Source organism: Micromonospora endophytica, assembly GCF_003236305.1.
Classification (GTDB): Bacteria; Actinomycetota; Actinomycetes; order Mycobacteriales; family Micromonosporaceae; genus Micromonospora; species Micromonospora endophytica.
This window is the reverse complement of the sequence record NZ_POTX01000050.1, coordinates 19,552-29,989: the sequence shown is the minus strand read 5'-3', so window position 1 is coordinate 29,989 and position 10,438 is coordinate 19,552. Positions and strand designations below refer to the sequence as shown.

General features: G+C 69.7%; 10 protein-coding genes. 8 read left to right on the top strand and 2 right to left on the bottom strand.

Features of this window, described 5'->3' with window-relative positions; genetic code table 11:
• Positions 1 to 948, bottom strand: a 948-nt coding sequence (locus C1I93_RS10425) for a COX15/CtaA family protein (protein WP_181445107.1), incomplete at its 3' end; no start/stop codon positions are given.
• A gap of 99 nt (positions 949 to 1,047) precedes the next feature.
• Here C1I93_RS10425 and C1I93_RS10420 point away from each other — a divergent pair.
• The 8 genes from C1I93_RS10420 to C1I93_RS10385 all read left to right on the top strand — a co-directional run bounded on the left by C1I93_RS10420 (position 1,048) and on the right by C1I93_RS10385 (position 7,940).
• Positions 1,048 to 1,848, top strand: a complete 801-nt coding sequence (locus tag C1I93_RS10420; RefSeq protein ID WP_181445106.1) for a helix-turn-helix transcriptional regulator — start codon at positions 1,048 to 1,050, stop codon at positions 1,846 to 1,848.
• Entirely contained in the window at positions 1,845 to 3,275 is a 1,431-nt protein-coding gene (gene sufB, locus C1I93_RS10415; RefSeq protein ID WP_111243041.1) for a Fe-S cluster assembly protein SufB, read from the top strand. Before C1I93_RS10420 ends, sufB begins: the two co-directional genes overlap by 4 nt.
• Before the next feature lie 82 nt (positions 3,276 to 3,357).
• Positions 3,358 to 4,500: a Fe-S cluster assembly protein SufD gene (gene sufD, locus C1I93_RS10410; protein WP_111243040.1), complete on the top strand. Its 1,143-nt coding sequence runs from the start codon at positions 3,358 to 3,360 to the stop codon at positions 4,498 to 4,500.
• Positions 4,500 to 4,844, top strand: a complete 345-nt coding sequence (locus C1I93_RS10405; protein ID WP_111243039.1) for a non-heme iron oxygenase ferredoxin subunit — start codon at positions 4,500 to 4,502, stop codon at positions 4,842 to 4,844. Before sufD ends, C1I93_RS10405 begins: the two co-directional genes overlap by 1 nt.
• Complete coding sequence (gene sufC / locus C1I93_RS10400) at positions 4,844 to 5,617, top strand: Fe-S cluster assembly ATPase SufC (RefSeq protein WP_111243038.1); 774 nt, start codon at positions 4,844 to 4,846, stop codon at positions 5,615 to 5,617. Before C1I93_RS10405 ends, sufC begins: the two co-directional genes overlap by 1 nt.
• A 26-nt stretch (positions 5,618 to 5,643) precedes the next feature.
• A complete protein-coding gene (locus C1I93_RS10395) occupies positions 5,644 to 6,948 on the top strand; it encodes a cysteine desulfurase (protein WP_111243037.1) in 1,305 nt (434 codons plus the stop codon).
• A gap of 45 nt (positions 6,949 to 6,993) precedes the next feature.
• Entirely contained in the window at positions 6,994 to 7,470 is a 477-nt protein-coding gene (gene sufU, locus C1I93_RS10390) for a Fe-S cluster assembly sulfur transfer protein SufU (protein WP_111243036.1), read from the top strand.
• Positions 7,467 to 7,940: a metal-sulfur cluster assembly factor gene (locus tag C1I93_RS10385; RefSeq protein ID WP_111243035.1), complete on the top strand. Its 474-nt coding sequence runs from the start codon at positions 7,467 to 7,469 to the stop codon at positions 7,938 to 7,940. The genes sufU and C1I93_RS10385 overlap by 4 nt, the downstream gene beginning before the upstream one ends.
• A 169-nt stretch (positions 7,941 to 8,109) precedes the next feature.
• Here the strand turns inward: C1I93_RS10385 and C1I93_RS10380 are convergent, their stop codons facing one another.
• Positions 8,110 to 9,978 (bottom strand): S8 family peptidase, encoded by a 1,869-nt coding sequence (locus tag C1I93_RS10380; RefSeq protein WP_223256562.1) that lies wholly within the window; start codon positions 9,976 to 9,978, stop codon positions 8,110 to 8,112.
• Positions 9,979 to 10,438: the final 460 nt, after the last annotated feature.

Below are 10,438 nucleotides of genomic sequence, written 5' to 3'. Positions count from 1 at the left end.
GACCTCGGCGGGGCTGGGTCGGGAGGGTTCGGCGACGACGGCGGGGCGACGTTCCCGGGTCGACCAGAGCATGCCCAGGGTGGCCAGCAGCACCAGGCAGGAACCGACCATGTGCGCGCCGACCAGCAGCGCGGGCAGGTCGGTGAAGTACTGCACGAAGCCGATCACGCCCTGTCCCAGCTCCACCGCGACCAGCACGGTGGCGGCCCGGGCGGCCCGGGCGGCGCCGACGGCGCGGAAGGCGAAGATCAGCGCCACGGAGAGCCCGAGCAGCAGGAACACCCCGTCCGCGTGGGCCTGGGAGATGGTCTCCGGGTCCAGGCCGTTGCGGGCCGCGCCGTGGTCACCGGCGTGCGGGCCGCTGCCGGTCACCCAGGTCCCGACCACCAGGACGGAGGCGCTGACCGCGACGGTGAGCCGGGCCAGGGCGCGTAGTGGGCCGGGCACCGTCGGCACCACCGGTCCGTCCGGGTCGCCGATCCGGCGCCAGAGCGCGTACGCCACCGCGATGACCACCATCGAGGCGAGGAAGTGCAGCCCGACCACCCACGGGTTGAGGTCGGTGAGCACGGTGATCCCGCCGATCACCGCCTGGGCTGGGATGCCGAACAGCACTCCGAGGGCCAGCGGCAGCAGTCCCTGGCGTCGGGGCCGGTGCAGCAGCACCGCCACCACCACCGCCAGCGCGATGGCGCCGACCGCGAAGGTGAGCAGCCGGTTGCCGAACTCGATCACCCCGTGCACGCCCATCTCGGGCGTGTTGACGTACGACTCGTCGGTGCACCGGGGCCAGGTGGGGCAGCCCAGCCCGGAGGCGGTGAGTCGGACCAGGCCGCCGGTGCCGACGATCGCGACGTTCGCGACGATCGACGCGAACGCGAGCCGACGCAGCAGAGTGGCGGAGACCGGAAACCGGGCAGCGAGCGTCACGGCGCAAATCCTACGCACCGTAGTGATCGCGCCGGACGTGGATCCGCCACGCCGGTGGTTCGGATCACCCCCACCCCCGGTTTGCAGGGCCCCCCGGAATTACGTAACGTTGGCGTTGTGAAAAACGCGGCGGCGCTGCCTGGGCACCGACCGACGGCCGTACCGGCCGCCGGTGCGGCCCGCTCCGCCCGCGTGGCGGGCCAGCCGCACCAGGGGGAGACCCGGCCGGGGGCGGCGGACGTGTCGACCCGGGATCGGGTCACCCAGTTGCTGTTGGAGCGCCGCGCCGTCACCGCGGCTCAGCTCGGCGACGCGCTGGGGTTGAGCCCGGCGGCGATCCGCCGGCACCTCGACGCGATGCTCGCCGACGGGGACGTCGTCGCTCGCGAGCAGACCGTGCACGGCCACCGCGGCCGGGGTCGACCCGCCAAGGTCTTCCTGCTCACCGACGCCGCCCGCAGCCGGTGCGGCACCCACCACTACGACAACATGGCCACCGCCGCGCTGCGCTGGATCGCCCGTACCGGCGGCACCCGGGCGGTGGAGGAGTTCGCCTCCGAGCAGGTGGCCGCCCTGGAGGCCCGCTGCCGGGCCGCCCTGGCCGACGCCGGGGAGGATCCGATGGCCCGAGCCGAGGCACTCGCCGCGGCGCTGACCGCCGAGGGCTACGCTGCCAGTGCGTCCACGATCGCTTCCGGCGGCCAGCTCTGCCAGCACCACTGCCCGGTGGCACACGTGGCCGCCGAGTTCCCCCAGCTCTGCGAGGCCGAGACCACGGTGATCTCCCGCCTGGTCGGCACGCACGTGCAGCGCCTGGCCACCATCGCGCACGGCGACGGGGTGTGCACCACGCACATTCCCGGCCCGCCGCCTGCCCAGTCCGGTAAGACCGTCACCACTGTGAGGACAGATAGATGACCGAGCAGATCGTCCAGCCCCTGACCCAGGAGGAGCAGCTCGCCGCCCTGGGCAACTACGAGTACGGCTGGGCCGACCCGGACGTCGCCGGGGCCGTCGCCCAGCGCGGCCTCAACGAGGCGGTGGTGCGGGACATCTCGGCCAAGAAGAACGAACCGGCCTGGATGCTCGACCTGCGCCTGAAGGGCCTGCGGCTGTTCGAGCGCAAGCCGATGCCGGCCTGGGGCGCGGACCTCACCGGGATCGACTTCGACAACATCAAGTACTTCGTGCGCTCCACCGAGAAGCAGGCCACCAGCTGGGAGGACCTGCCCGAGGACATCAAGAACACCTACGACAAGCTGGGCATCCCGGAGGCGGAGAAGCAGCGCCTCGTCGCCGGCGTCGCCGCCCAGTACGAGTCCGAGGTGGTCTACCACAAGATCCGTGAGGATCTGGAGGAGCAGGGTGTCCTCTTCCTCGACACCGACACCGCGCTCAAGGAGCACGAGGACGTCTTCAAGGAGTACTTCGGCACGGTGATCCCGGTCGGCGACAACAAGTTCGCCGCGCTGAACACCTCCGTGTGGTCCGGTGGCTCGTTCATCTACGTGCCGAAGGGTGTGCAGGTGGAGATCCCGCTGCAGGCGTACTTCCGGATCAACACCGAGAACATGGGCCAGTTCGAGCGGACGCTGATCATCGTCGACGAGGGTGCGTACGTGCACTACGTCGAGGGCTGCACCGCGCCCATCTACTCCTCGGACTCGCTGCACAGCGCCGTGGTGGAGATCGTGGTGAAGAAGAACGCCAGGTGCCGCTACACCACCATCCAGAACTGGTCCAACAACGTCTACAACCTGGTCACCAAGCGTGCCGTGTGCCACGAGGGCGCGACCATGGAGTGGATCGACGGCAACATCGGCTCCAAGGTGACGATGAAGTACCCGGCCGTCTACATGACCGGTGAGCACGCCAAGGGCGAGGTGCTCTCGGTGGCCATGGCCGGCGAGGGGCAGCACCAGGACGCGGGCGCCAAGATGGTGCACGCCGCGCCGCACACCAGCAGCACCATCGTGTCGAAGTCGATCGCCCGCGGCGGCGGCCGGACCTCGTACCGGGGCCTGGTGCAGGTGCTGGAGGGTTCGCACAGCAGCGCCAGCACGGTCAAGTGCGACGCACTGCTCGTCGACACCATCTCCCGCTCGGACACCTACCCGTACGTCGACATCCGCGAGGACGACGTGTCGATGGGGCACGAGGCGACCGTCTCCAAGGTCAGCGAGGACCAGCTCTTCTACCTGATGAGCCGGGGCCTGAGTGAGGACGAGGCGATGGCGATGATCGTGCGCGGCTTCATCGAGCCGATCGCCAAGGAACTGCCGATGGAGTACGCCCTGGAACTCAACCGCCTGATCGAGCTCCAGATGGAGGGCGCGGTCGGCTGACCGCCCACCCGGCGGGCCGGCCCTGGCCGGCCCGCCACCGCAGCACCGGACCCCGTCGTCGTAAGAACAGACCAAGGACGAGATGACTACCCAGGCTTCCGCGCCGCCCAGCACCAAGTCGCAGGCGCTGCGCTCGTACGACGTCGCCGACTTCCCGGCCCTCACCGGCCTGGAGGAGGAGTGGCGCTTCACCCCGCTCAAGCGGCTGCGCGGGCTGGTCGGTGCCGACCGTACCGCCACCGGCACGGTCCGGCACGACTACGCCGACCTGCCCGAGGGCGTGACCGTCGAGCGGATCGGCCGCGACGACCAGCGGGTCGGCCGCGTGCTCACCCCGGTCGACCGGGTCAGCGCGCTGGCCTACGGCGGCACCGAGCAGGCGCTGCTGGTGCGGGTGGCCCAGGACGCGGTGGTGAGCGGCCCGGCCCTGCTGCGGGTGGTCGGCGAGGGCAGCGACGGGCTGGCCTTCGGGCACACGGTGGTAGAGGTGGGCCGGTTCGCCGAGGCGATCCTGGTGCTGGAGCACGTCGGCTCGGCGACCCTCGCCGACAACGTCGAGGTGACCGTCGGCGACGGGGCGAAGCTGACCCTGGTCACCGTCGCCGACTGGGCCGACGACGCGGTGCAGGCGCAGCACCTGAAGGTGCGGCTGGGCCGCGACGCCCGGGTGCTGCACGTGCAGGTCAGCCTCGGTGGAAACCTGGTCCGGCAGTACACCAGCGTCGAGTACACCGACCGGGGTGGCGAGGCCGAGCTGTACGGTCTCTACTTCGCCGACTCCGGCCAGCACCTGGAGCACCGCCAGTTGGTCGACCACACCGTGCCGGACTGCCGCAGCTACGTCGGCTACCGGGGCGCGTTGCAGGGCGAGAGCGCCCGCACCGTCTGGGTCGGCGACGTGCTGATCCGGGCCGAGGCGACCGGCACCGACACGTACGAGATCAACCGGAACCTGCTGCTCACCGACGGCGCGCGGGCCGACTCCGTGCCGAACCTGGAGATCGAGACCGGCGAGATCGCCGGCGCCGGCCACGCCAGCGCCACCGGCCGCTTCGACGACGAGCAGCTGTTCTACCTGATGGCCCGGGGCATCCCGGAGGCCGAGGCCCGCCGGCTGGTGGTGCGCGGCTTCTTCGCCGAGCTGCTGAACAAGATCCCGGTCGAGGAGCTGCGCGAGCGGCTCGGCGAGGCGATCGAGGCCCGACTCACCAAGGTCGGCGCCTGATGATCCGCATCTGCGCCGTCGAGGACGTGCCGAAGGGCACCGTGATCAGCGCCGACGTCGACGGCACCCAGATCGCCCTCGTGCACGGCGAGGACGACCAGTTCTACGCCGTGTACGACGAGTGCTCACACGCCGCTGTGGCGCTCTCCGAGGGCGAGGTCGAGGGCTGCACGCTGGAGTGCTGGCTGCATGGCTCCCGCTTCGACCTGCGCACCGGCGAGCCGACCGGGCTGCCGGCCACCGAACCTGTTCCTGTCTATCCCGTCGAAGTCCGCGACGGCGACATCTACCTTCCCGTGGACGGCGACGGCCGTCCGCTGCCGAGCAATGGAGTGACCCGATAATGAGCACCCTGGAGATCCGTGACCTGCAGGTGTCGGTGAAGCTGCCTGAGGGTGAGCTCAAGCCGATCCTGCACGGGGTAAACCTGACGGTCAATTCGGGCGAAACCCACGCCATCATGGGCCCCAACGGATCCGGCAAGTCGACCCTGGCGTACTCGATCGCCGGCCACCCGAAGTACGAGATCACCGGTGGCTCGGTGACGCTCGACGGCGAGGACGTGTTGGAGCTGTCGGTCGACGAGCGGGCCCGCGCCGGCCTCTTCCTGGCCATGCAGTACCCGGTCGAGGTGCCCGGCGTGTCGGTGGCGAACTTCCTGCGTACCGCCAAGACCGCGATCGACGGCGAGGCGCCGAAGCTGCGCACCTGGGGCGGCGAGCTGCGCGGCGCCATGGAGCGCCTGCACATGGACCCGGCGTTCGCCCAGCGCAACGTGAACGAGGGCTTCTCCGGCGGCGAGAAGAAGCGGCACGAGATCGTGCAGCTGGAGCTGCTCAAGCCGAAGATCGCCATTCTCGACGAGACCGACTCCGGGCTCGACGTGGACGCGTTGCGGGTGGTCAGCGAGGGCGTGAACCGGGTGCGCGACACCGGCGACACCGGCCTGCTGCTGATCACCCACTACACCCGGATCCTGCGCTACATCAAGCCGGACTTCGTGCACGTCTTCGTGGCCGGCCGGATCGTCGAGGAAGGCGGCCCGGAGCTGGCCGACAAGCTCGAGGAAGAGGGCTACGAGCGGTACGTCGCCGGAGCCGGTTCGGCGCGGGCCTGAAACCCACAGAAGGGCCGGTCACCACGATGACCACCATCGCGATCCCACCGGGGATGCCGCAGTACGACGACGTGCCGGGCTACGACGTGGCGGCGGTGCGCGCCGACTTCCCGATCCTGGGCCGGGAGATCAACGGGCATCCGTTGGTCTACCTCGACAGCGCCAACACCTCGCACAAGCCGCGTCAGGTGCTCGACGTGCTGCGCGAACACTACGAGCGGCACAACGCCAACGTGTCCCGTTCGGTGCACACGTTGGGCACCGAGGCCACCGAGGCGTACGAGGCGGCCCGGGGCAGGGTGGCCGCGTTCGTCAACGCGCCAAGTGTGGACGAGGTGGTGTTCACCAAGAACTCCACCGAGGCGATAAACATCGTGGCGTACGCCTTCTCCAACGCCTCGCTGCGCGCCGACGCCGACCCGAGGTTCCGGCTCGGCCCCGGTGACGAGATCGTCATCTCCGAGATGGAGCACCACTCGAACATCGTCCCGTGGCAGCTGCTGGCCGAGCGTACCGGTGCGACGTTGCGCTGGTTCCCGGTGACCGAGCAGGGGCGGCTGGACGAGTCGGGGCTCACCGACCTGGTCAACGAGCGGACGAAGATCGTCTCGCTGGTGCACATGTCGAACATCCTCGGCACGATCAACGCCACCGCGCGGATCACCGCACGGGTCCGTGAGGTGGGGGCGCTGCTGCTGCTGGACTGCTCGCAGTCGGTGCCGCACATGCCGATCGACGTGGTCGACCTGGACGCCGACTTCATCGTCTTCACCGGGCACAAGATGTGCGGCCCGACCGGCATCGGGGTGCTCTGGGGGCGGGCCGAGCTGCTGGCGGCGATGCCCCCGGTGCTCGGCGGCGGCTCGATGATCGAGACGGTGACGATGGGCGGCTCCACGTTCGCCGCTCCGCCGGCCCGCTTCGAGGCCGGCACCCCGCCGATCGCCGAGGCGGTGGCGCTCGGCGCCGCTGTGGACTACCTCACCGGCCTGGGCATGCGGGCGATCCAGTGGCACGAGAAGCAGCTCACCGCGTACGCCCTGGATGCCCTGGGCAGCGTGCCCGGCCTGCGGATCTTCGGCCCGGAGGTGCCGGTGGGTCGGGGCGGCACGATCTCCTTCGCCCTCGGCGACGTGCATCCGCACGACGTGGGGCAGGTGTTGGACTCCCGTGGTGTGCAGGTGCGGGTGGGCCACCACTGTGCCCGGCCGGTCTGCACCCGCTTCGGCGTGCCGGCGATGACCCGGGCCTCGTTCTACCTCTACACCACCACTGAGGAGATCGACGCCCTGGTGGCGGGCCTGGAACAGGTGCGGAAGGTGTTCGGGTGAGCCGGGCGACGCAGGAGCCGGGCGAATCGACAGGAGTTCAGCCTGATGCAGCTTGACACTCTTTACCAGGAGATCATCCTGGATCACTACAAGCATCCGCACGGTCGCGGGTTGCGCGACGCCGCCGACCCGGCCGACCAGGTCGGCGAGGCGCACCACGTGAACCCGACCTGTGGTGACGAGGTGACCATCCGGGTGGCCACCGACGGCGACGTCCTGCACGACGTGTCGTACGACGGGATGGGCTGTTCGATCAGCCAGGCGTCCGCGAGTGTGCTGCACGAGCTGCTGACCGGCCGGAACATGGCCGAGGCGTTCGAGGTGCACACGGCGTTCGTGACGCTGGTGTCCGGCCGTGGCCAGGTCGCGCCGGACGAGGACGTGCTCGGCGACGGGGTGGCGTTCGAGGGTGTCGCTCGCTATCCCGCCCGGGTCAAGTGCGCGCTGTTGCCGTGGATGGCGTTCAAGGACGCCGCGGCACGCGCCGGGGTGGGCGCGAGCCCGACGGAGGTCAAGGCATGAGCGAGGAAAGCACCACCACGCCGGAGACGGGCACCGTGGCGACCGATGGCGCGGCAACGCCGACGACCAACGGCGCGGCAACGCCGACGACCGATGGTCCGACGACGCCGACGACCGGCGGCCCGACGACGCCGACGACCGGTGGTAAGGCCGCCGTTGCCGACGTCGAGGAGGCGATGAAGGACGTTGTCGACCCGGAGCTGGGCATCAACGTGGTCGATCTCGGCCTGGTGTACGGCGTGCACATCGACGACGAGAACGTGGCCACTCTGGACATGACGTTGACCTCGGCGGCCTGCCCGCTGACCGACGTGATCGAGGACCAGGCCCGGTCGGCGCTGACCACCGGTCCCGGCGGTGGGCTGGTGAACGACATCCGGATCAACTGGGTCTGGTTGCCGCCGTGGGGCCCGGACAAGATCACCGATGAGGGGCGCGACCAGCTCCGCTCCCTCGGCTTCAACGTCTGACCCGACCCGGGTCACCGCACGAGATGCCGCAATTCGTGCCCTCAATCGGGCCGGATGACGCCGACTTGCCGCAACTCGTGTCGCGCATCGCCCAGGCATGGCGCCCGGGTACCGGCCACAGCCGGTACCCGGGCGGTTGCGTTTCCCCGCTGCCGCTATCGGTGGCGGGTCACAGGGTCAACGTCCAACTGTCCAGGTATCCGGTGTCCGCGCCCGCGGAGTCCTGGACCCGGAGCTTCCAGACGCCGTCGGCGACCTTGTCGGAGAGGTCCCGGGTGTAGGTCTGGAAGATGTTGTCGGCGCTGCTGCCGCTGCGGTTGTGCAGCACGTAGGCGGTGCCGTCCGGGGCGATCAGCGAGACGGTCAGGTCACCGATCCAGGTGTGGTAGATGCGGACGTCGATCGTGCTGGTGGCACTGGCGTTGCCCGCGCACCCGTGAATCACGATGGTGCTCTCGATCGTGCTGTTGTCGTTGATCGGGTAGTCGGTGGCGTTGGTCTGCGCGCAGCCGGGCGGACCGTTCACGGTGAGGGCGAACGACGCGCTCTGCTGGGTCTCCGGTCCGGCGCCGACCACGGTCAGCGAGTACAGGCCCGAAGGGGTGGCGGCGGTGCTGCTCAGGGTCAGCGTGGCGGTGCCACCGGAGGTGACGACGGCCGGGCTGAAGGCGGCGGTCACCCCCGCAGGCAGGCCGGTGACGCTCAGCTGGACGCTGTGCGGCGTGCCGACAGTGGTGGTGGTGCCGACCGTGACGGTGGTCGAGCCGCCGGGGTCGATGGTGCCGGCACCGGGGGTGACGGTGAGGCCGAAGTCCTGGGTGGGCGGCACGATGTTGCCGGTGTAGAGCAGCTTGTTCGGCGAGCCGGTGCCGGGGCTGGTCACCACGTTGCTGGTGGCGTCGTTGACCAGCAGGTCGCGGATCTGCTGCGGGGTGTAGCCGGGGTTGGCGGCCAACGCCAGGGCAGCCGCGCCGGCGACGTGCGGTGCCGCCATCGAGGTGCCGTCGATGGTGCGGGTGGCGGTGTCGCTGCCGATCCAGGCCGAGGTGATGCTGCTGCCAGGGGCGAAGATGTCCAGGCAGGTGCCGTAGTTGGAGTAGCTGGCCCGGGCGTCGGTGCTGGTGGTGGCGCCGACGGTGATCGCCTCCGGGGTGGCGGCGGGGGAGGAGCTGCACGCGTTGGCGTTGCTGTTGCCGGCCGCGAGGGAGTACACCACGCCGTCGGCGATGGAACGGCTGACCGCGTCGTTGGTGGCCTGGTCGTAGCCGCCGCCAAGGCTCATGTTCGCCACCGCTGGCTCGCCCGGCTCGTGGTCCGCGGTGACCCAGTCGATACCCGCGATGACCTGTGCGTAGGTGCCGCTGCCGCTGTTGTTGAGTACGCGCACTCCGACCAGGGTGACGCCCTTGGCCACACCGTACGCGCTGCCGCCGACCGTGGCGGCCACGTGGGTGCCGTGCCCGTTGCCGTCGTCGGCGCTGCCGCCGTCGATGGCGTCGAAGCCGGTGACGGCCCGCCCGCCGAAGTCACTGTGGGAGAACCGGATGCCGGTGTCGATGATGTACGCGGTGACACCGGCCCCGTTGTTCGGGTAGGTGTAGGCGTTGTTCAACGGCAGTGACCGCTGGTCGACGCGATCCAGACCCCAGGACGGGGTGGGGGACTGGGTGTCGAAGATGGAGACGGTGCGGTTCTGTTGCACGTACGCCACGGCCGGGTCGGCGGCGAGCCGTTTGGCCGCCCGCTCGGACAGCCGCACCTCGAAGCCGCGCAGGGCGTCCCGGTAGGTGCGGGCGACGCTGCCACCGTGCTTGTCGGCGAGGGTCTTGGCGGTGGCCCCGACCTGTGCCCGGCTCACCGCGCTGTCCTTCAGCACGACGATGTACGAGTCGGTGACGGCGCTCTGGTCGTCGGCGTGCAGGACCTGGCCGGTGGCGGGTTCGGCGTTCGCCGGTGCGGCGAATGCCACGGTGGTGAGCACCGCGGTGACGGTGAGTCCGAGGCGCCCGAGGCGTCGTGGTGGCCGGGAGAAAGACATCTCCCGCCTCCTTTCCATGCGCGACCACCCGGTTTGTGACCGGGGGGCCGTTGGTCGGGTGATTGGCTGACACAGATGCTAGGCCGAAAAAGCATAGATGTTGAGGGATATGATCTCTCGGCGGAATCCCGTACTCTGATGCTTTTGCCATCCAGATCAACCGATCTGTTGATTCCTGAATCCGGCAGCGCCTATGGCTGAGATGGCATCGACCGATCAGGACAAAAGCGGTGTTACGGCCCATATATGGGCTGACGTGTCCACTTCTGGTTGCCCGCTCTGTGGCACTGGGCGGCCGAATGATGCCCGTTGTTGCGCATCAGTTTCGAATTCGTGTCGTGGCTGAGGCCAATTTCTTCCACCCTCGACGGATAAAGGTTTCCGCGCAACAATCATTCGAAATTGTCGCTGGTGGCGCGGGCTCCGCCCCGGCAAGCGGAGCCGGGTCGGGTGGGCCGGA